Annotated in this window: 17 protein-coding genes; 1 reads left to right on the top strand and 16 read right to left on the bottom strand. The window is 48.2% G+C overall.

Going from position 1 to position 20,881, the window contains the following annotated elements; all coding sequences use genetic code 11:
* Positions 1 to 11: 11 nt before the first annotated feature.
* The 4 genes from glnA to hflX all read right to left on the bottom strand — a co-directional run bounded on the left by glnA (position 12) and on the right by hflX (position 4,472).
* Positions 12 to 1,364, bottom strand: a complete 1,353-nt coding sequence (gene glnA, locus AC5W2J_RS11105; RefSeq protein ID WP_496059519.1) for a type I glutamate--ammonia ligase — start codon at positions 1,362 to 1,364, stop codon at positions 12 to 14.
* Positions 1,365 to 1,438: 74 nt separating this feature from the next.
* Positions 1,439 to 1,828: a MerR family transcriptional regulator gene (locus tag AC5W2J_RS11100; protein ID WP_496059518.1), complete on the bottom strand. Its 390-nt coding sequence runs from the start codon at positions 1,826 to 1,828 to the stop codon at positions 1,439 to 1,441.
* Positions 1,829 to 1,937: 109 nt separating this feature from the next.
* The gene (locus tag AC5W2J_RS11095) at positions 1,938 to 3,203 is read right to left on the bottom strand and encodes a methionine gamma-lyase family protein (protein WP_496059517.1); all 1,266 of its coding nucleotides are present in this window, start codon (positions 3,201 to 3,203) and stop codon (positions 1,938 to 1,940) included.
* A gap of 15 nt (positions 3,204 to 3,218) precedes the next feature.
* Entirely contained in the window at positions 3,219 to 4,472 is a 1,254-nt protein-coding gene (hflX, locus tag AC5W2J_RS11090) for a GTPase HflX (RefSeq protein ID WP_496059516.1), read from the bottom strand.
* A 53-nt stretch (positions 4,473 to 4,525) separates the two neighbouring features.
* Between hflX and AC5W2J_RS11085 the strand changes: the two genes are divergently transcribed.
* Complete coding sequence (locus tag AC5W2J_RS11085) at positions 4,526 to 5,503, top strand: tyrosine-type recombinase/integrase (protein WP_496059515.1); 978 nt, start codon at positions 4,526 to 4,528, stop codon at positions 5,501 to 5,503.
* Positions 5,504 to 5,543: 40 nt separating this feature from the next.
* Here the strand turns inward: AC5W2J_RS11085 and hfq are convergent, their stop codons facing one another.
* The 12 genes from hfq to AC5W2J_RS11025 all read right to left on the bottom strand — a co-directional run bounded on the left by hfq (position 5,544) and on the right by AC5W2J_RS11025 (position 20,827).
* Positions 5,544 to 5,783, bottom strand: a complete 240-nt coding sequence (hfq, locus tag AC5W2J_RS11080; protein ID WP_496059514.1) for an RNA chaperone Hfq — start codon at positions 5,781 to 5,783, stop codon at positions 5,544 to 5,546.
* Entirely contained in the window at positions 5,780 to 6,766 is a 987-nt protein-coding gene (gene miaA / locus AC5W2J_RS11075; RefSeq protein WP_496059513.1) for a tRNA (adenosine(37)-N6)-dimethylallyltransferase MiaA, read from the bottom strand. Before miaA ends, hfq begins: the two co-directional genes overlap by 4 nt.
* 3 nt (positions 6,767 to 6,769) lie before the next feature.
* A complete protein-coding gene (locus AC5W2J_RS11070) occupies positions 6,770 to 7,549 on the bottom strand; it encodes a class I SAM-dependent methyltransferase (protein WP_496059512.1) in 780 nt (259 codons plus the stop codon).
* A 248-nt stretch (positions 7,550 to 7,797) separates the two neighbouring features.
* Entirely contained in the window at positions 7,798 to 9,639 is a 1,842-nt protein-coding gene (gene mutL / locus AC5W2J_RS11065; protein ID WP_496059511.1) for a DNA mismatch repair endonuclease MutL, read from the bottom strand.
* 18 nt (positions 9,640 to 9,657) lie between these two features.
* The gene (gene mutS, locus AC5W2J_RS11060) at positions 9,658 to 12,258 is read right to left on the bottom strand and encodes a DNA mismatch repair protein MutS (RefSeq protein ID WP_496059510.1); all 2,601 of its coding nucleotides are present in this window, start codon (positions 12,256 to 12,258) and stop codon (positions 9,658 to 9,660) included.
* Positions 12,259 to 12,456: 198 nt separating this feature from the next.
* Entirely contained in the window at positions 12,457 to 12,885 is a 429-nt protein-coding gene (locus tag AC5W2J_RS11055; protein ID WP_496059509.1) for a YlbF/YmcA family competence regulator, read from the bottom strand.
* Between the two features lie 2 nt (positions 12,886 to 12,887).
* Positions 12,888 to 14,489 (bottom strand): tRNA (N6-isopentenyl adenosine(37)-C2)-methylthiotransferase MiaB, encoded by a 1,602-nt coding sequence (miaB, locus tag AC5W2J_RS11050; RefSeq protein WP_496059508.1) that lies wholly within the window; start codon positions 14,487 to 14,489, stop codon positions 12,888 to 12,890.
* A gap of 98 nt (positions 14,490 to 14,587) precedes the next feature.
* Positions 14,588 to 16,261 carry an ABC-ATPase domain-containing protein gene (locus AC5W2J_RS11045; RefSeq protein ID WP_496059507.1) on the bottom strand — a complete coding sequence of 558 codons (1,674 nt, stop codon included), beginning with the start codon at positions 16,259 to 16,261 and terminating at the stop codon, positions 14,588 to 14,590.
* A 219-nt stretch (positions 16,262 to 16,480) separates the two neighbouring features.
* Positions 16,481 to 16,741, bottom strand: a complete 261-nt coding sequence (locus AC5W2J_RS11040) for a stage V sporulation protein S (protein ID WP_496059506.1) — start codon at positions 16,739 to 16,741, stop codon at positions 16,481 to 16,483.
* A 152-nt stretch (positions 16,742 to 16,893) separates the two neighbouring features.
* Positions 16,894 to 17,688: a TIGR00282 family metallophosphoesterase gene (locus AC5W2J_RS11035; RefSeq protein WP_496059505.1), complete on the bottom strand. Its 795-nt coding sequence runs from the start codon at positions 17,686 to 17,688 to the stop codon at positions 16,894 to 16,896.
* Positions 17,689 to 17,762: 74 nt separating this feature from the next.
* Complete coding sequence (gene rny, locus AC5W2J_RS11030) at positions 17,763 to 19,328, bottom strand: ribonuclease Y (RefSeq protein ID WP_496059504.1); 1,566 nt, start codon at positions 19,326 to 19,328, stop codon at positions 17,763 to 17,765.
* A 449-nt stretch (positions 19,329 to 19,777) separates the two neighbouring features.
* Entirely contained in the window at positions 19,778 to 20,827 is a 1,050-nt protein-coding gene (locus AC5W2J_RS11025; protein WP_496059503.1) for a 2,3-butanediol dehydrogenase, read from the bottom strand.
* Positions 20,828 to 20,881 lie beyond the last annotated feature (54 nt).

Below are 20,881 nucleotides of genomic sequence, written 5' to 3'. Positions count from 1 at the left end.
TTTTCTGTTTATTAATAAGTCTGTAGGAACTGATCTCTTTCCCATGGGTGAACCTGCGTGCGGAACATATCCCACTCGATTTCTTTCGCTTCTGCGAAATGCTCGATTGCGTGTGGTCCAATAGCATTAACAAGAATATCATCTTCAAGAAGGCTGTTTACTGCCTCATTAAGGTCAGCCGGAAGATCTTCGATACCTTCCTGTCTGCGTTCTTCTTTGTTCATGATATAAATGTTGCGGTCCGTTGGTTCTGGTGCAACAAGCTTGCGCTTGATACCATCCAGGCCGGAAGCCAGCATTGCTGCGATAGCAAGGTATGGGTTCGCGGATGGGTCCGGGCTTCTTACTTCAATACGCGTGCTCAGGCCGCGTGAAGAAGGGATACGGACAAGCGGGCTTCTGTTACGTGCAGACCATGCAACGTAAACTGGTGCTTCAAATCCAGGAACAAGACGCTTGTATGAGTTAACAATTGGATTCGTTAACGCGGTAAAGCCTTGTGCGTGCTCAAGGATACCTGACATAAACTGCATAGCAGTTTCGCTTAGCTGGGAGTCCGTTTTCTTGTCAAAGAACACATTGTCTTTGCCTTTGAAAAGAGACATGTTCAAGTGCATACCAGAACCGTTTACACCAAAGAGCGGCTTAGGCATGAATGTAGCATGCAGGCCGTGCTTTCTGGCGATTGTTTTTACAACAAGCTTAAACGTCTGGATGTTGTCACACGTTGTAACGGCGTCAGCATATTTAAAGTCGATTTCGTGCTGTCCTGGTGCCACTTCGTGGTGGGAAGCTTCAATTTCAAAGCCCATTTCTTCCAGTTCAAGTACGATATCACGACGGCAGTTTTCACCAAGATCCGTTGGAGCAAGGTCAAAGTAACCGCCTTTATCGTTAAGCTCAAGCGTCGGCTCGCCTTTTTCATCATTTCTGAAAAGGAAGAACTCAGGCTCAGGCCCAATGTTAAAGTCAGTAAAGCCAAGCTGCTCTGCTTCTTTAAGTACACGCTTCAAAATACCGCGTGGGTCACCTGCGAAAGGTTTTGGCTCGTCGCCAGGTTTACCCGGCTCGTAGATGTCGCAGATAAGACGCGCTACTTTACCTTTTTCCGGTGTCCACGGGAAGATAACCCATGTGTCCAGATCCGGGTATAAGTACATATCGGATTCTTCGATGCGTACAAATCCTTCGATGGAAGAACCATCAAACATCATTTGGTTGTCTAGTGCTTTTGTAAGCTGATCCACGGGAATCTCCACGTTCTTGATAATCCCCTGTAAATCTGTAAACTGCAAGCGGATAAATTTTACGTTTTCGTCGTCTGCCATTTTCATGATATCTTTTTTCGAATAACTGTTAGCCATTTGTAGAAACTCCTCTCCTTCTTTGAACAAAAAATTATATAATCTTCTGCAGTGCAGAAGGTAAAACCGTGCTGCTAGTCAAAAAACCTCGATAGCTGCCCCTGAATCAAGGAGGGCCTTCCGTACTTGCCTGTGTGCATAAGCTCATTTTTTAAATGACGCCTCAGCTCCAGGTCGGTAAGGTCTCCATCTTTTCTTAAAGGAGCTCCGGCCGCTTTGTGCTCGCGGAGCAGAAAGATTTCCCGGATACCTTGAAGATTTACGCCCCGTTCAAGCAGGCTTTTAATTTCAAGGAGACGGTCCACGTCATTAAAAGAGAACAGGCGCTGATTTCCTTCTGTTCTGGATGGAAAAACCAATCCATATTCTTCGTAATAACGAATCTGCCTGGCGGACAGTTCCGTCAGTTTTTTGACAATACTAATAGGAAATAAAGGCATATTCCTTCTAATATGATCGTTCATCAGTAGGCCTCCTTCCCTAAGGAAGATAATCTCATCCTAACTGATGTTACTTTTATAGTCAAGTCCATGTAAGCTTTTTTCACATCAAAATTTTCTGAAAGTATGCCTTTTAGTCTTTGAGCACCAAAAGTTCTTTCTCCAGCAGGGTGGACAGAGCATGCTCCACAGCAATTTTCACATGGGAAAATGTCAGCCCGCCCTGCACGTAGGCCGTATATGGAGGCCGGATCGGTCCGTCTGCGCTCAGTTCGATGCTTGCCCCCTGTATAAACGTTCCGGCTGCCATAATGACGTCTGATGTATACCCCGGCATGTAGGCAGGCTGCGGGGTGACGCGGGCATCTACCGGAGATGCTTCCTGAATCGCCTGGCAGAACGTGATCATCTGCTCTTTAGAAGCAAACGTTGCTGACTGAATCAAATCGGTACGCTTCTTAGTGTAGGACGGGGTCGTCTGCATGCCGGCTTCTTCCAGCAGGGCAGCTGTATACAACGAGCCTTTCAACGCTTCGCCTACTACATGAGGCGCAAGAAAAAGCCCCTGAAACATTTCCTGCAGGCTGTACAGCGTCGGACCGCCCTCCATCCCTATACCCGGAGCAGCAAATCTTGATGCCGCTTTTTCAATTAAATCCTGCCGCCCTGCTATATAACCGCCTGTTTTGACAATGCCGCCGCCGGGGTTTTTAATAAGCGAGCCCGCCAGCAGATCGGCGCCTGCATGGCCCGGTTCGCTTATTTCAGTGAATTCCCCGTAGCAGTTGTCAACAAACACGATCATGTCAGGTACCGCCTGCTTGATAGCTGCTATAACCTGCTCCATTTTGTCCATCGAAACAGATTCCCGCTCGGCATAGCCGCGCGAGCGCTGAATCGCAATGACTTTTGTTGCCTCCGTTACGTGAGAAAGAATACGCTTGGCTGACAGCTCTTCGCCGGCTTCATAGGGAGATTCCTTATACGTAATGCCCCACTCCTGAAGCGTCCCTTCTGCTTCTCCTTCTATTCCGATCACGGTGCGCAGCGTATCGTAAGGCATGCCAGTCGCATATAACAGCTCATCTCCCGGGCGCAGCACCCCAAATAATGCCGCCGTAATGGCGTGTGTGCCGGAAATAAACTGAGAGCGTACAAAAGCCGTTTCCGTACCGAATACGCCGGCGTAAAGACTGTCAAGCTTCTCCCGGCCGACATCGTCATATCCGTAGCCCGTGGATGGCGTAAAGTGAAACGCTCCCACGTTTTCCTCCCGGAAGAGCGTAAGAAGCCTTTCTGTATTCCGGTCCGTTGTTTCGTCTATTTCCTCGGTGTACAATGCAATATTCTGCCGGGCTTTTCTTTTCCATCCGCCCAGTTGTTCTGTTGTTTCCTGCACGTTCGTTCCCTGCCTTTATTCTGTCATTTTATATTTTTTGATAATGCCGTTTACCGGGTGATCGGTCGGAGCAAACCCTTCCCATTCCAGCATGTTGTCTTCTTCTATTAACGTTTCTTTCTTTAAGATCGTACTTTCATACAGGCTGGATAAATCTTTTCCTTCCCACATTGGAATACGGATCTTATGAAACTGCATCTGTTCTTTTAAAATGTCTTCCATTGCTTCCCGCAGCCGCTCAATGTCTGCATCTTCGCGTGCCGAAATTCGGATGGACGGGCTGTTTCCCCCGGTAAGAAGTTCTGTGTCTGTTACCTGGTCTATTTTATTGTAGATGGTAAGAACCGGGATCGCTCCGGCATCAAGCTCGTTTAACAGTTTATCGACTGTTTTCATATGCTGATGGTAGTCCGGGTGGGAAACATCAACCACATGCAGCAGCACATCTGCTTCTTTAACCTCTTCCAATGTGGAACGGAAAGCAGCAATTAACGTTGTTGGCAGGTCTTCAATAAATCCAACCGTATCCGTAATTAACACAGAAAGGCCGGAAGGAATGTCCATTTTCCGGGTCAACGGGTCCAGGGTGGCAAACAGTTCATCTTTCTCCATCGTGTCTGCCTGGGTCAATTTATTAATGATGGTTGATTTCCCGGCATTTGTGTAACCTACCAGAGCATATTGAATCGCATAGTTATTTTTCCGCTGCTTACGATAGCCTTCTCTGTGGGAGATCATCTCTTTTAATTGGGATTTCAGGTCGTCCATCCGCTTTTGAATGTGACGGCGGTCGGTTTCCAGTTTGGTTTCCCCGGGACCTCTCGTACCGATTCCGCCTCCGAGCCGTGACATCATCTGCCCCTGTCCGGAAAGACGCGGCAGCAGGTAGGACATCTGGGCCAGCTCCACTTGGATAATACCTTCTTTCGTCCGGGCCCGGCGGGCAAAGATATCTAAAATAAGCTGCGTCCGGTCCATTACTTTGCGGTCCAGCTCATCTGTTAAATGTTTAACTTGACTGGAAGACAATTCGTCATTAAAAATGATAGTATCAACGTTTAGTTCTTCGGCTCTTTCATAAAGCTCTTCTACTTTTCCTTTTCCCAGATAGGTGGAGCGGTGGGGCGAGTACCGTTCCTGGGTGAACAATTCAACGACCGTACCGCCTGCAGTATCCACCAGCGCTCTTAATTCTTCAATAGAAGCGTCAAACCTTGAATCTTTACGGCTTTTATCAATAATACCTACAATAATTACATCTTCTTTCAATGAAAAGCCTCCTTGGTCTATATTCGTTTATAAAAAAGAAAGGATCCTGCCCTATGGCTCATGAGCAGCTGTTAACTGAACCACCGGATGTTACGCTATTTCTGGATTACCTCGCTTCCCGGGGAAGAAAGGAGAGCACGATCCGGCGCTACCGCTATGATCTTCAGGATTTTCATGCCTATATTTCTGTTGAACTTGACGAGGACAGCCCGGCCGCTGCCGGACGAATTACACCGTCTCTTCTCGAAGGGTACTTTTCCCTGCTTACTGAGGGCAGACACTATCATGCAAAAACAATCAAACGGATTCACACGGTGCTGCTCCGGTATTTTTCATTTCTGCACAGCTCGCAGCGTATATCCGCTAATCCAATGGCCGATGTTACAGCTGAAGAGGCCATTACGGAACATCTTCAGGAAAAGGACCTCGTATATCCATCGGAAGTGAAAAAGCTGTTTCAATCGCTTCGCTCCGACGCTGGACTCTCTGCCCGGCAGGCTGCCGTACGCCCAATGCTTGCCCCGCGGAATCTGTTAATGATTCACCTTTTCCTGCAGCACGGTCTTCGGCTTCAGGAGCTGTCGACCCTTACCTACCGCCAGGTTAATCTCGGAAAAGGAGAGCTTGCGATATCGGAATTTACCGGCAACCCCCGAATTGTCCAGCTCTCCTCCGCTGAAAAAAAGCTGTTTTTCCAATATTTCCAGCTGATTCCGGAGCCGGTGCGCCCTTCTTATCCTCATCATCCTGTATTTGTTGCCTTTGATTTCCAGCGCCAAACCTACCGCTGGAGTTATGAAAATGATGCGCCGAAAAACCTGACGGAAGTCGCCATTCAGAAAATGCTGCGTGAAGAACGCCGCCGGGCGGGCATTGATCGGGCATTTTCTGCAAAACATTTCCGGAACACCTATATTGTGAATGAATTGAAAAAAGGCACCAGCCCTGAGCGTATGAAAGAAACGCTCGGCCTGCAGTCTATTCTAACATTAAACAAGTATATTTCCTTTGTAAATCAGGCAACAAGCTAAAAAAAGAAGGTCCCCGCAGATGGGGGACCTTCTTTTGTGTTTAAGATTCATCCGTTTCAGGAGTCGTCTGAAGCGGTACATTACGCTGCGGTGAAAACGTAGATATGGCATGCTTATACACAAGCTGCTGCTTGCCATCGCTGTCCAGAACGATGGTGAAATTATCAAATGCTTTAATATGGCCCCTGAGTTGAAATCCATTCGTTAAAAATACCGTCACGGGAATTTTGTCTTTTCGGAGCGTATTTAAGTATTGGTCTTGAATATTAACATGTTTCATCGTCTGGATCTCCCCTCCGCTTTCTTCTTTGCTTGTATACCTTTCGACAGAGGCTCCCTGATTCCTTCAAGATACGAAAGAAGTTTTGTTTCTTTTGCAGCATTGGAAGTATCTGTCATATCCATCCATTCCACATCTTCTTTATTCCGAAACCAGGTCAGCTGTCTTTTTGCATAATTTCTTGAATGCTGCTTTAACGTATCCAGTGCCTGCTCAAGCGAACACTCCTGACGAAGGTAAGGAAACAATTCTTTGTATCCTATTGCCTGCGCTGCCTGAACATCCGGTCCCGCATTTTCCAGCAGCCACTGCGCTTCTTCTATCAGGCCGGCTTCTGCCATCTGATCGACCCGGTCGTTAATCCGCTTGTAGAGAACCTCTCTTTGTATATCCAGGCCAATCATCCGGACCGAATATGGACTTTCCGCTTCTTCCTGCTCGGAAAATGCTTTCGTCCGGCCGCCCTGCTGCTTTAAAATTTCCAGTGCACGGATGACACGCCGGGCGTTATTCGGATGAATTCTTTCCGCCGCTGCATTGTCCTGCATTCGGAGCTGTTCGTGCAGCCACTGCTTCCCATGTTCTTCCAGCTGCTTTTCCAGCATAAGCCGGTACTCTGGATTGGCTTCGCTTTTTTGAAAATCAAAGTTTCTTGTCAGAGCTCGTATATAAAGGCCGGTTCCGCCTACTACGACAGGCACCTTCCCCCGGCGGCTGATGTCTTCAATCCATCCGGCGGCCCTCGCCTTAAAATCTGCCGCAGTGTACGCCTCATGAATCGTTTTTATGTCAATGCCATGGTGCGGCACCGCCTGTCTTTCTTCCTCGGATGCCTTAGCTGTTCCAATATCAAGCCCTTGATAGGCCTGCATGGAATCGCCGCTTATGATTTCTCCGCCTATTTGCTGCGCGATCATCAGGCCGGCTTCTGTTTTTCCCGAGGCGGTCGGCCCAACAATAATTATTACTTCCTGCTTTGTCATTATTTATACGTCCTTTTCCAGTACGCCGTAAGCAAATGATGCATGGCTCTTTTTTCTGCCGGCCTCTGGAAATGCTTTCCACACCGGACTTCTGCTGTGCTCTTTAAACACGACTCTCTTCCGGCACACCCGAAGCGCTTCCTGAACATCTACTGCCTGCAGTCCACCGTAGCTTGCAGCCGCTCTCAGAGGCTCCATAGAAGATGAATCAGCCAAGGCTTCATGAAACATCGGATCAAAGTACACAACATCCCATGAAGCTGTAGGAGCCTCACGGAGCCATTCAGAATAATCTGCATGAACGGTTTGAATTCGCTGCATCGCCTCGTTTAATAACGCCTCCTGCAGATTCCAGTGCTGCAGGCCCTTTTTTACGACGGCTTCAATCTCTTTTGTTTTTTCCAGCGCCTGAACCTGACCTGTTTCCCCTGCCGCAGCGCTCAAAACAATGCTGTCTGAACCGAGTCCCAGCGTACAGTCCAGAACGCTCGTACCTTCAGCAATGCCGCCGGCTTCAATCAGCGGATCCCTGCCTCCGTCCAGTACTCTCTTTCCCCTGAGTTTTGCCATACTCGGGTGAAAGAAAAAGCCATTGCTGCTGTTGGGCGGATGGAAGGTGTCGGCCTGATCCCCCACTACATAAATGGCGTCCCCGGTTTCAACCAGCCATTTTTGTATGGATCGTTTTTTTCGTTCCGCAAAAGCTGCTCCCCAGCGGGCAGCAAGTGCTCCTGCCTCTTCCCGGGCATTGCTTCCGGCGGCTTTTGTTGTCGTTATAATCATACTGTATGTCGCCTGCCTGTCTATTTAAACGTGAAAAAAGCGCCGGATTGGCGCTTTTAGTTGTCGGACTGTGACCGTTTTAAAAAGTAATACGCCATGATGACACTTACTACAATGATAAAAAATGAAATACCGCCAATAGCTACTACATCAAGTGCTGACATGAACTGATTCCCCCCGCTATGTAATATTTGCTTTTATTATAGCATACATGAGCCGGAGAACAGGGAAAAAATGAGAGCGCTTTTTTACTGCACCCGTTTAAACATCTTTTCCATATCATACGAAGAAAAATGAATGACGATCGGACGCCCGTGCGGACACGTATACGGCTCCCTGCACGTGCCGAGTTTTTCGATAAGCGCCGCTATCTCATCTTTGCGCAGATGCCGGTTCGCTTTGATGGCTGCCTTGCAGGACATCAAAATTGCTGCTTCTTCCCGGACTTTATGAATGCTGATATTTTTTTCCTGCTGCAGCTGCTCCAGCAGCTCCCGGATTACCGATTCCGCCTCCTGAGCCGGAAACCATGTAGGCTGGGAACGGATGCGGAATGTATTTTCTCCAAACTCTTCCAGGTACACCCCGGCCTGTTCCAGTTCCTCGCGGGAGTTTGCAATAACCAGCTTTTCCTGGCTGGTTACTTCAAACGTCATCGGAATCAGCAGATCCTGCATCTCAGTGTTTACACTGCCGATTTTTTCGCGGAAAAATTCATAAAAGATCCTTTCCTGGGCAGCATGCTGATCGATAATATACAGGCCGTCCCGGCTCTGGGTCAACAAATATGTGCCATGCAGCTGGCCGATCGGCTCCAGCTCCAACAGCTCCCTGTGCCGATATGGTTCCGGCTCTTTCTCAGACATGGGCATGGCTGTTTCTTCCGGTACCGCAGGCGGCTCTTCCTGGAAAGACGGCGGCTCCTGAGATGGTTCCGGCCACGGTTCTGCTACGGCCTCTGCCCGCTGCCAGTCCGCCTGCTCCTGTTGAAACTCCGGGGGAGCCGTTTTAGAGGCCACCTCCTGCTTTTCCTGCTGCAGAGGAAGCTCCAGCGCCTCTGACTGCATGCGCTTCGCCCGCGCCGTATCGGCTTCCGGAATAAGGGATAACTGCTGCAGCGCCTGTTTTATCGTGTTTTCGACATCCTGCAGCATTTCTTTTTCTTTGCTGAGACGAACTTCCATTTTTGATGGGTGCACGTTTACATCCATTAACGTGGGATGAAGCTTAACATGCAGCACGGCCATCGGATGACGGCCGATCGGAAGCAGGGTATGATAGGCCTGCTCTATTGCTTTGACCAGCGGAAAATGCCGAATAAACCGCTCATTTAAAAACGTAGACATATAATGACGGGAGGCCCGGTTGATTTCCGGCTTAGCTATATAACCCGTCACGGTATAATCGTTGGATTCGTGATGAATCGGCAGAAATGACTTGGCCGTCTGTCTGCCATAAATGGAGGCAATAACCGTCAGCAGCCGGCCGTCCCCGTTTGTATGAAGCATCTGCTTGCCATTATGAGCCAGCCGGAATGAAATATCAGGGCGCGACATTGCCAGACGATTAATAATATCGCTGACTTTGCCTACCTCCGTGTGAACGGTTTTCATATATTTAAGTCGTGCCGGCGTATTAAAAAACAAATCGCGTACGCTGATATCCGTTCCTTTCCGGCTTTTGGAAGAGGTCAACGTAATTCTTTTTCCTCCCTGGTAGCGAAGAAGCGTGCCCGCGTCACGACCGTTGCCGGTTTCCATTTCCAGCTGGGACACAGCCGCAATACTTGGCAGTGCCTCTCCTCGGAAGCCGAGTGTATGAATATCAAACAAATCCTTTTCGGAAGTAATTTTACTCGTCGCATGCCGGTAAAAAGCAAGGTCGGCGTCTTCCCGGTCCATGCCGCTTCCATTGTCGACCACACGGATTAAAGAGAGGCCGCCTTCCTCCAGGTCCACCTGGATTCGGCTGCCGCCCGCATCAATCGCATTTTCTACCAGCTCTTTCACGACAGAACTCGGACGCTCCACCACTTCACCCGCTGCGATCTTATTGGATAAATCGTCCGGCAGTTTCGTAATTTTAGCCATCGTTTTCTCCTTTCCCCATCAGCGGAGTCTCTGCTGCATTCGGTAAAGCTTCTCAAGCGCCTCCATTGGCGATAAATGCAGTACATCTGTTTTACGAATATCATCCAGAATGGGATGAAGTTTCCCATTTTTTGTTTTGGCCGCCGCCTGCTCTTCTTCCTGAAACAGTGTCAGCTGGGTCGGCTCTTCTTTTGCAGGCGCCGCCTCCCGAACAGACGATGCTTCAGCCGTTTCGCGATTTTTATCTTTTTGTTCCAGCTGCTTTAACAGCTCCCCTGCTCTGCTTAACAGGGGATCCGGAAGATCGGCCAGCTTCGCCACATGAATGCCGTAGCTCTCGTCCGCGCTGCCTTCTTCAACTTTATGCAGAAAGACAATCCGGCCTTCTTCTTCAATCGCCCGTACGTGGACGTTTTGAAGGTTTGGCAGGGAATCGGCGATCGTCGTTAACTCGTGGTAATGCGTCGAAAACATCGTTTTGGCACCAATGCTTTCATGTATGTGTTCAATAATGGCCTGAGCGAGCGCCATCCCGTCGTAAGTGGACGTACCTCTGCCAATCTCATCAAGAAGAATCAAACTGTTCTTTGAGGCATGGGAGAGCGCGTAGTTGGTTTCCAGCATTTCCACCATAAAGGTACTCTGTCCGGAAGCCAGGTCGTCAGCCGCACCGATTCTTGTAAACACCTGGTCAAAAATAGGCAGTTTTGCCTCTTCCGCCGGCACGAAGCAGCCCGTCTGGGACATGATGGAAATTAGAGCAGCCTGTCTCATAAATGTACTTTTACCGGACATATTCGGCCCTGTAATAAGCAGCATGTTTCGGCCTTGTTCCATGTGGACATCGTTTGCTACGTATTCACCGGCACCAACGATTTTTTCCACGACCGGATGTCTGCCGTTTTTAATATGGACGCTGCCATCTCTGCTCATTTCCGGCCGGACATAGCCCTGCCGGTCGCTCAGTTCCGCAAATCCCTGCAGCACGTCAATCTGGCTGATTACGAGCGCTGCTTCCTGCAGCGGACGAAGGTACGTTTTTACTTTTTCCCTTAATTCTAAAAAGAGCGTATGTTCCAGCTCTACACTTTTTTCCTGGGCTCCTAAAATCAATGCTTCTTTCTCTTTCAGTTCCGGCGTCGTGAAGCGTTCGGCATTCGTCAGCGTCTGCTTACGGTCATACCTGCCTTCAGGCAGAAGAGGAATATTTGCTTTTGTCACTTCGATATAATAACCAAACACACGGTTAAATCCGACTTTCAGGGATTTAATTCCGGTCGTCTGCTTCTCATCACGTTCCAGCTCGGAAATCCACTGCCGGCCGTTCGTACTCGCTTCCCTGTATTCATCTAGTTTGTCATGGAAACCCTGCCGGAACATCCCGCCTTCAGTAATGAGGCCAGGCGGCTCTTCCACGAGACCGTCCTCCAGCAGTTCGAGCAGGTCATGAAATTGATCCAGCGGGGTGGTCCATTTCTGCAGAAGAGAATTATCAATCTGCTTTAAAATCGAAATAATTTCAGGCAGTTCCTGCAGCGTGCGGCGCATTTGCACAAGCTCCCGGGCGTTCACATTACCAAAAGCTGCTTTCCCCGCGAGCCGCTCCAGGTCATACACAAACTTAAGCCGGTCGCGCAGGTCTCCACGTTCGAAAAAATGGTCAAGCAGGGACTGTACAATGCTCTGTCGGTCCGTTATTTCTTTTTCCTGCAGCAGAGGCTCTTCCATCCAGCTTTTCACCCGGCGGGCTCCCATTGCTGTCATCGTCTGGTCCATCAGCCAGAGAAGGGATCCTTTTTTCTTATGGTCCCGGATCGTTTCGGTAAGCTCCAGATTCCGACGCGAATTTCGGTCCAGCTGCATTTTCTGGCGGGGCTCATACAGGTGAATCGGCTGTAGATGATCAAGTGAACGCTTCTGTGTCCGGGACAGGTAGCTGCTTAACAGCCCAAATGCCCCCAGAACCGGAGCACTGCTTATATGGGTGCAGAGTACAGCAAACTCTTCCGGGATGTCAGCTGACTGCTGGACGGAAAATGTGCCGGGAAAAGTCGTCCACTCCCCGTCTTTTGGGGATTCCTGCAGGATAAGCTCTTTCACATTTGCTTTGGATGCTTCCTGTTCCCATGCAGGCCGGTCTGCTTCCAGCCGGGCTCCGTATATTTCCCCGGTCGTTAAATCCGCTTTAACAAAGCCGGCACTCCCGTCTTTATCCTGGTAATGAGCCGCTATAAAATTATTTTCTTTTTCGTGGATGGCGCGCCCTTCCATGACGGTCCCCGGAGTAATTAAGTTGACAACTTCTCTTTTTACAACCCCTTTGGCAGTTTTTGGGTCTTCCACCTGTTCGCAGACCGCAATTTTGTATCCTTTTTCAATCAGCGTAGAGATATACCCTTCTGCTGAATGATGCGGTACCCCGCACATTGGAATATCGTGGTCGCCCTTACTGCCTCTTTTGGTGAGCGTAATTTCCAGCTCCTGCGCAGCCTGGACGGCGTCGTCAAAAAACAATTCATAAAAGTCACCCAATCGGTAAAATAAAAAAGCATCGGTATATTCCGCTTTAATTCGTTTATATTGCTGCATCATTGGTGTTTCCTGAGTCACAAAAATCATTCCTCCAGCTCTTCTATCGCTTTGTATCTGTTTTATTATAGCATAGCTGATTCCTTCTCCTAAACGGGTTGAATCTCTTATTATAAATTAATATGGTTTGTGAAATTATAACGACCTGAATACCTTAAAGTGTTTCTGCAGCAAAAAAAACAGACGCTGCTTTTTAGCGCGGCGCCTGCTGTCTATAATGGGAAAAAGTTATTTTTTTGTAATATTCATAAACGGATTATGGTTGGTCGTTCCCTGCAGCTTATCTCCACCGGTTGACTCAATAATCGTATCTGTCACCGTATTGGATATAGATGTGGACACGAGCTGGAGCAGATGGTTTACTTCTGTCTGGCTCTGCTGGAATTCCACGACGAGCGGAATGCTCTCAATTTCTGCGTTCAGTTCATCAATCTGGCGCTCTGTTTCTTTCAGCGCCTCATGCTTTTGGTAGTGCTGCAGATTGACTGCTTCTTTTTGTTTTGCTTTTATTTTTCCAATCAGCTCCTGCACGCGCAGGTTTTTATTGATCTGGGCTTCCGCCCGTTTGAAAAAATCAACCTCTTCGGTTTCCGCAATCATTGCTCCTAGTTCTTTAGCTTTCGCGAGCACGTCTGCCTTCGTTGCGTTCTGTCCCATGTTTACACCTCCGCCATTTCTACTAATTCCCCGTTAAGGGACCAGGTTTTTGCTTCTGTGATTTTCGTGTAGATCACCTGACCGATACAGCTGGCCGGAGCGGCTACATTGACCATTTTATTCGTTCTCGTCCGTCCGGAAAGGACGTTTTCATTTTTCTTGCTGACGCCTTCAATTAACACTTCGACTACCCGGCCCTCAAGCTCGGCGTTGCGGCGGGCGGAGATGTCGTTGACGAGTTTATTTAAGCGGGCCAGCCGCTGTTTTTTTACTTCCATCGGTACGTTATCTTCCATTTTTGCAGCCGGCGTATTATCCCTTGGCGAATAAATATACGTATAGGCGATATCATAGTCCATTTCTTCTACAAGCGACATCGTTTCTTCAAACTGTGCGTCCGTTTCATTTGGAAAGCCTACAATAATATCTGTTGTAAACGATGCGTGCGGAATAGCCGCCTTAATTTTGCCGGCAAGCTCCACGTACTGTTCTCTCGTGTACTTACGGGCCATCAGCTTCAGCACTTCACTGCTTCCGGACTGCACAGGAAGATGAATGTGCTCGACGAGGTTTCCGCCTTTGGCAAGCACTTCAATTAAATGGTCATCAAAGTCGCGGGGATGGCTTGTCGTAAAGCGGATTCTCGGAATATCAATTTTATGCAGGTCGTCCATTAAATGACCGAGACGGTAGTTTCCTTCCAGATCTTTTCCGTAGGCATTTACGTTCTGGCCGAGAAGCGTAATTTCTTTGTACCCCTGTCTTGCCAGATCACGGACTTCATGAATAATGTCCTCCGGCATCCGGCTCCGCTCTTTGCCTCTCGTGTAAGGCACAATACAGTATGTACAGAACTTGTCACAACCGTACATAATATTAACCCATGCCTGTGTTTTCCCGGCACGTTTGCGGGGCATGTTTTCCACTACATCGCCTTCTTTGGACCACACTTCAACGACCATTTCTTTTCCGAGAATAGCATCCTGAAGCAGCTCAGGCACCCGGTGAATGTTATGCGTACCAAAAATAAGATCTACGTGGTTATGCTTTTGCAGGATCCGGTTGACGACGGTTTCTTCCTGGGACATACAGCCGCAGACACCGATGATGAGTTCCGGTTTTTCCAGCTTGAGCGGCTTTAAGTGGCCCAGTTCGCCAAATACTTTATTCTCTGCGTTTTCACGGATCGCGCACGTATTTAAAAAGATCACGTCCGCTTCTGTCGTTTCCGACGTTTCCGTAAAGCCCATTTCTTCGAGAATGCCTGACATATTTTCTGTATCATGCACATTCATCTGGCATCCGTACGTCCGGATTAAATATTTTTTGCCCTGGCCCAAGCGGCGGAGCTCTTCAGGTACGTTAAAGCCGTACTGAACTTCCACTTCTTCTTTGCCGCGTTTTTTCCCTTTTTTAAAATCAGGCTGTTCATTAATCCGGATGCTTCGACCGCCGATTTTCATATACTGGCGCCCCTCTTTTTCCTCTATTGAAGCACTTGAGAAATCAAAGTAGGTGCTGTAGTCTTTCTGCGGTTTATCCTTCTTATCATGATTATATGAGGGGGATTCATTGAGCTGTTGTTTTCTCTGGTCTTCGTTCATTACGCCCTCTCCTTTCTTTCTGTTCCTTCAAGGAAGGCTTAAAGCTTTCTTCTTTATACATTGTAGTATATTAACGCCGCGCTGTATAGAACGGCAGGCTACACTGTGCGCAGCCTGCGGTAGCGGTTAACAGCTGCTGCAATTTCGATCGTCCGCGGAGCTGCCATTTCTCCTGGATGTACACCTTCATGAATGGAAAATCCATCCAGCCCTTTTTCTTTGTACACTTTATCGATATAGCGGAACGCTTCTTCAAAAGAAACCGCCTTGGAAGCAAAATGCTTCTCGAGTGCCTGAATGATCCGCGCGGTCGCTTCCGTCTGGCTCGTATTTACAATCTGTTCCACGCTGGAAAGATCAATTGTTTCTTTTCCGTATAAAATAGTGCTGCGTCCTTTTGCTCCAGCCTTCGTCTTTTTGCCGCGTCGGGCATCAAAGCTGTCCCACTTTATTTTCCGTCCGGATGGAAGCGGTGCGGCGCTCTCTGCCGGTTCTTCCCTCGGGTCTTCCGCTGCGATCCGGTGCGCTTTTTCTGTTACATCGTACGGAATATATTCATCCATCATCAGAACGGTATCTGCTTTGCTGAAATAATCGCCCGTGCCGCCGACAACTAATATAGTAGACACGCCGTGTTCTTTATATAACGGACGGACTCTTGAAACGAAGGGCGTAATCGGTTCCTTGCTGCTTTGGACCAGCTCCTGCATCCGGCTGTCCCGAATCATGAAGTTTGTGGCACTTGTGTCTTCGTCAATCAGCAGACAGCGGCTTCCCGCTTCCAGGCTTTCCATAATATTTGCGGCCTGGGACGTGCTTCCGCTTGCGTTTTCCGTCGTAAATTGAGCAGTATTTTTTTTGTTCGGCAGGTTGGAGATGAACATCGAAATATCCGTACGGGTCACGCTGCGTCCATCTTCTGCACGGATTTTTGCTGCGTCGGCTGCCGTGATGACATACTCCCGGCCGTCGCCTCTACGGTGGTTATATACTCCGCTTTCCACCGCTTCCAGCAGGGTGCTTTTCCCGTGGTAGCCGCCCCCGGTAATCAGCGTCACGCCTTCTTTTAAAAGCATTCCTGAAACCGGAGTGCTGTGGGAAAGGGGGATCGTTACTTCCAGAGAGGCCGGCGATTGAAAGGTCCGGGCTTCGTCAGGTTTCATCGGCCGGCTGCTGATGCCGCTTTCCCGGGGCAGTACCGCCCCATTGGCGATAAAGCTGACTGCTTGGTTTTCTGTGAGGTAGCAGCGGATATCATCCTGTTCGTCTGCAAGCTCCAGTGCGTCCTGCAGACCGCTCTTTTCAAACTGGTGGACCGCTTTTTTCACAGCGGCCGGCAGCCGTCCAATTAATCGTTCTTCCGCCTGCTTGCCCATAATCGTGCGTCCTTTGGCTGGAAGATGGACGGAAAGCCGTACTTCCAGTTCGCGGCCGTTGATTTTAACGGCCGTTCGATCCAGCACCTGCTGACCCGGCCCGTCGATCAGAATACCGCCCTGATCTCTGCCGTTGCGAAGTTCCTTCATCATGCGCTCGGCGAAATAATCAATCAACGCTGTCTGACGGGACGGGGTGGATTGTTCTTCTTTTCCAATGCCAAGGTCCTGCAGAGAGCAGATAACCCGTACTTTGGAAGGGGAAGCATAAGGATCGGCCTGTACATGATCCACCTTAAGCGTAAACCCTTCAAACGTGTACGACCCTTTTATATCGTTATAGGCTTTATAACCTTTTTTATCAATTCGCTGTAGCTGTTTTTTAAGCTGCTGCATATAATATTTCCTCCTTAAAATAACAAGAGGCATAGAAAAGACACCTGATATCCAGGTGCCTGCCTGTTGTATACGGCTCCGTTACTGACTTTGCTCGTTCTTCCATCATAGAGCCCGGAACAGAAAAAATCAAGACTCCCCGTTTTTGTACAACAGATGATAAACAGATGAAAGGCCGGCACCTAAAAAAACAGGACGTCGAACGCCCTGTTTTCCTGGTTACCTCGGTTCTACTATAAGTTTGATCGCTGTCCGCTCTTCCCCGTCTATTACAATGTCCGTAAAGGCGGGAACACAAACTAAATCAATTCCACTCGGTGCAACAAATCCACGTGCTATCGCAATAGCTTTTACCGACTGGTTAATGGCACCTGCTCCAATGGCCTGGATTTCGGCTGCTCCTTTTTCTCTAATGACACCGGCTAAGGCACCTGCTACAGCGTTTGGAGTTGACTTGGCTGATACTTTTAATACTTCCATTAATAGTACCTCCTTGTGTAAATTATAGCCTGGACTATTGTTGTTATACTATTCAAGAGAAGAGCTGAATAATCCTCCTTTTTCTGGAAATAGTTTTTAGAAATCAAATAATTTTGACAATTTGTTCTAGAGGGAAAATCCCCCCAGGTGCTTTATTCAAAGAATGGATGATCTTCGTCTATTTGAATACGTTTAATCGATTTGGCGCGGCCGGTTTTGTCGTCTGCATCAATAAGGACTGCACTTAATTGTTCCCGTCCCTCTGCCACTTCAAACCTTGCTGGGAGCCCGGTCTTAAACTTATACAAAACGCTTTCCCGACCCATTCCAAGAATGCCGTCGCGCGGACCGGTCATACCTACGTCGCTTAGATAGGCAGTACCTTCCGGCAGAATTCGTTCATCGGCGGTCTGCACGTGCGTGTGCGTACCGACGACAGCCGTTGCCCTGCCATCAAGCGTCCAGCCCATCGCCTGCTTTTCACTCGTTGCTTCCGCGTGGAAATCAACAAATACAAATGGCGTTCTCGCTCTCGCTTCTTCAATCAGCTCTTCTGCTTTTTGAAAAGGATCATCGCTTGTCTGCATAAAGGTGCGGCCTATTAAATTAATAACCGCTACTTCGAGCGTGTTTACTTTTACATACGTGCATCCGATCCCTGGTACTCCCGCCGGCAGATTGGCAGGCCGGACCAGATTCGGTGCGTTTGCAATAAATTCAAAAATCTCCCGGTTGTCCCATGTATGGTTTCCCATCGTAATGGCCTGGGCTCCGCTTTCCAGAAAACCTTTGTATATTTTTTCTGTAATTCCGCGGCCGCCGGCGGCGTTTTCCCCATTGACGATTGTTACGGCAGGCTTAAATTTTTTCTTTAATTTCGGCAGGTACTCCGTAATCATTTTGCGGCCGGGGGAGCCGACTACGTCTCCTACAAACAATATTTTCATAATAAGCGTCCTCTTTTCTTTCAAACTGTCAGGTTATGATTTAACGAAAAAAATAAAGCGGCGCTGCCGCCGCTTTACTTAGCATACTCTACTGCTCTTGTTTCCCGGATAACGGTTACCCGGATATGGCCCGGATAATCCAGTTCATTTTCAATTCGTTTCGTTATATCCCGCGCCAGACGGTGGGCTACCACATCATCTACAATATCTGGTTTTACCATGATGCGGACTTCACGTCCGGCTTGAATAGCATACGTTTTTTCCACGCCTTCAAAGGACTCGGAAATTTCCTCGAGTTTCTCCAGACGGCGGATATACGTTTCAAGTGTCTCGCGTCTTGCCCCGGGACGTGCGGCCGACAGCGCATCGGCTGCGGCTACGAGCGTGGCAATAACAGAAGTAGCTTCCGTGTCACCGTGGTGGGAAGCGATACTGTTAATCACTACGCTGTTTTCCCGGTATTTCTGGGCGAGCTCTACGCCAATTTCCACGTGGCTTCCTTCTACTTCATGATCAATCGCTTTACCAATATCATGAAGCAGGCCGGCACGGCGTGCCAGATGCTCGTCTTCTCCGAGCTCTGCAGCCATCATAGCCGTTAAATGGGCTACTTCCATGGAATGCTTGAGCACATTCTGTCCGTAGCTTGTGCGGTAGCGCAGGCGCCCGAGAATTTTTATTAAATCCGGATGCAGGTTATGAATACCCATTTCAAAGGTTGCCTGCTCTCCATACTCCCGGATCATTTCATCAATTTCACGGCGGGATTTCTCTACCGTTTCTTCAATACGAGCCGGATGAATACGCCCGTCCTGTACGAGCTTATCCAGCGCCGTACGGGCAATTTCTCTTCGAATAGGATCAAATCCGGATAAAATAACAGCTTCAGGTGTATCGTCAATAATAAGATCAATTCCTGTAAGTGTTTCAAGAGCACGGATGTTACGGCCTTCACGGCCAATGATCCGTCCCTTCATTTCATCGTTGGGAAGGTTCACAACGGATACGGTAGTTTCTGCGACATGGTCTGCGGCACAGCGCTGAATGGCAAGCGATAATATTTCCTTGGATTTCTTATTCGCTTCCTCTTTCGCACGGGCCGTTTCCTCTTTGACGAGTACGGCCAGGTCATGCTGCAGTTCCTTCTCCACATCGCGCCGTATGATGTCCTGCGCTTCTTCACGTGTTAAGCCGGAAATTCTATTTAATTCTTCCTGCTGTTGAGATAAAATCTCCTCCACTTTGCTGTTTTTATCGTCCACCTGTCGTTGTTTATCAGCGAGAGTTTCCTCTCTTCTTTCCAACGATTCTTCTTTTTTATCCAGGGTTTCACTTTTACGGTCCAGAGTTTCTTCTTTATGCAACAGACGCGATTCTTGTTTCTGTACTTCATTCCGTCGGTCTCTTACATCCTGTTCCGCCTCAGCGCGAAGCTGATGAGCCTTATCCTTCGCTTCTAATACAGCCTCTTTTTTGCTGGCTTCTGCTTTTCGTTCTGCATCTTCCACTATATTTTTAGCAGCCTGTTCTGCGCTAGAAATCTTAGCTTCTGCAATGGAACGACGAACAAAATAGCCGGCAAATCCACTTAAAGCTGCAACGACAATAAGCAAAATGGAGATGAGTAAGATATTATCCATACTTGTCACCTCCTCTTGCTATCTAGTTTTGTCTCCTGTTACATCCAGGAGGATGCCCTTTTCTTCATTTCAATCCCCGCATGCCGAAAAGACATGCTCTTACTGTTTTTTATCCAGAAAAGAAAAAAGCGTTTCATCGTACTTTTTTGCATGAAACGATAAGATACCAAAAATCTTCCAGAAGATGTATACCAGACATCTTCAGATTACTAAATCTGGTATCTGCTACTCAATTGTATCCTTATGAAAGATACATGTCAAGATATTGTAATCGTTGAAACCCTTATCTTATAAGGATTTCAGACGGTTTTTACGATACCCGTGCCTTTATGTATGCCATATCATTCTTTCATGCCTGAAAGGACAAAAGGATCGTACGTTCTCCTACAACCGTACAAAAAGGATGCTTCCTTTATCTGGAGGCATCCTTTTTTTCCAAACCGACGCAGTTATTCAGGGCTGACTAAAATTTTAATCTGGCTTTTGTCATGTGCCAGCTTCTCAAATCCTTCCTCGACGACGTCGGGAAGCGTAATTTTGTTTGTGATCATTGTTTCACCACTGAAATATCCCTGCTTCATTAATTCCATAACAGCCGGATACACATGACGGTAAGCTATGATGCCTTTTACTGTTTTTTCTTGTATGACGAGATCATTCGGGGAAATAGAGGCTTCTGATTCCCAGATGCTGACGATAACGGTTTCCCCGCCACGGTGACTGCTGTTAATGCATTGATTTAACACTTTAGGTATTCCTGTTACTTCAAAAGAAACGTCTACACCTCCGTTTGTCAGCCGCTGAATTTCTTCGGCGGGGTCCGTTTCTGTCGGATCGATCACATAGGCCCCGAGGTCCGCGGCCATATTTTTCCTGGATTCAGAGACTTCTACTGCGAACACTTTGGACACGCCAGCCGCACGCAGTGCTTCCAGTACAAGCAGGCCAATAGGTCCGGTGCCGAATACAGCGGCCGTGTCGCCGGCTTTCAAACTGCTCTGACGGACAGCATGGAGCGCTACCGCCGCCGGTTCTACAAGTGCTCCCTGTTCGTAGGAAAGTTCTTCAGGCAGTTTGTGAACCATATGTTCTCCTACTACCGTGTATTCTGAAAAACCTCCCCCGCCCCCGGACAGGCCGTGAAAGCCTAATAAAGGAGATAGGTTGTATTTTTCGTCTGTATAAGCCCCTTTTTCATGAGGCGCCAGGATAGGTTCAACCGCTATCCGATCGCCCGGGACTACTTTGGTAACGCCTTCCCCAACTTCTATAACTTCACCGGCAAATTCATGGCCCATTATAATAGGTGCCCTGTCTCCGCTGATAGGATGTGGCTCCCCCACAGGAATAAAAATAGGTCCTGCCAGGTATTCATGCAGATCACTGCCACAGATTCCGCACCATTTCACCTTAATTTTAACTTCATACGCACCAGCCGTCGGCTCTTCTACTTCTTCCACTGTAACGTTTTTTGCTTTATGCCATAACGCTGCTTTCATTTTATTCCTCCTTGTCGAAATAAAAATAGTGGTTCTTCTACTAGTGTAGCCGAT

It is taken from the genome of Sinobaca sp. SA16-1 (assembly GCF_059510515.1).
The sequence above is the reverse complement of the archived record's forward strand: the minus strand, read 5'-3'. Positions and strand labels throughout refer to the sequence as shown.

What these genes read in the sequence shown, in the direction of transcription:
- glnA (WP_496059519.1), bottom strand. Translation starts at nt 1,364, where the DNA reads ATGGCTAACAGTTATTCGAAAAAAGATATCATGAAAATGGCAGACGAC.
- AC5W2J_RS11100 (WP_496059518.1), bottom strand. Translation starts at nt 1,828, where the DNA reads ATGAACGATCATATTAGAAGGAATATGCCTTTATTTCCTATTAGTATT.
- AC5W2J_RS11085 (WP_496059515.1), top strand. Translation starts at nt 4,526, where the DNA reads ATGGCTCATGAGCAGCTGTTAACTGAACCACCGGATGTTACGCTATTT.
- hfq (WP_496059514.1), bottom strand. Translation starts at nt 5,783, where the DNA reads ATGAAACATGTTAATATTCAAGACCAATACTTAAATACGCTCCGAAAA.
- miaA (WP_496059513.1), bottom strand. Translation starts at nt 6,766, where the DNA reads ATGACAAAGCAGGAAGTAATAATTATTGTTGGGCCGACCGCCTCGGGA.
- AC5W2J_RS11070 (WP_496059512.1), bottom strand. Translation starts at nt 7,549, where the DNA reads ATGATTATAACGACAACAAAAGCCGCCGGAAGCAATGCCCGGGAAGAG.
- mutL (WP_496059511.1), bottom strand. Translation starts at nt 9,639, where the DNA reads ATGGCTAAAATTACGAAACTGCCGGACGATTTATCCAATAAGATCGCA.
- mutS (WP_496059510.1), bottom strand. Translation starts at nt 12,258, where the DNA reads ATGATTTTTGTGACTCAGGAAACACCAATGATGCAGCAATATAAACGA.
- AC5W2J_RS11055 (WP_496059509.1), bottom strand. Translation starts at nt 12,885, where the DNA reads ATGGGACAGAACGCAACGAAGGCAGACGTGCTCGCGAAAGCTAAAGAA.
- miaB (WP_496059508.1), bottom strand. Translation starts at nt 14,489, where the DNA reads ATGAACGAAGACCAGAGAAAACAACAGCTCAATGAATCCCCCTCATAT.
- AC5W2J_RS11045 (WP_496059507.1), bottom strand. Translation starts at nt 16,261, where the DNA reads ATGCAGCAGCTTAAAAAACAGCTACAGCGAATTGATAAAAAAGGTTAT.
- AC5W2J_RS11040 (WP_496059506.1), bottom strand. Translation starts at nt 16,741, where the DNA reads ATGGAAGTATTAAAAGTATCAGCCAAGTCAACTCCAAACGCTGTAGCA.
- AC5W2J_RS11035 (WP_496059505.1), bottom strand. Translation starts at nt 17,688, where the DNA reads ATGAAAATATTGTTTGTAGGAGACGTAGTCGGCTCCCCCGGCCGCAAA.
- rny (WP_496059504.1), bottom strand. Translation starts at nt 19,328, where the DNA reads ATGGATAATATCTTACTCATCTCCATTTTGCTTATTGTCGTTGCAGCT.
- AC5W2J_RS11025 (WP_496059503.1), bottom strand. Translation starts at nt 20,827, where the DNA reads ATGAAAGCAGCGTTATGGCATAAAGCAAAAAACGTTACAGTGGAAGAA.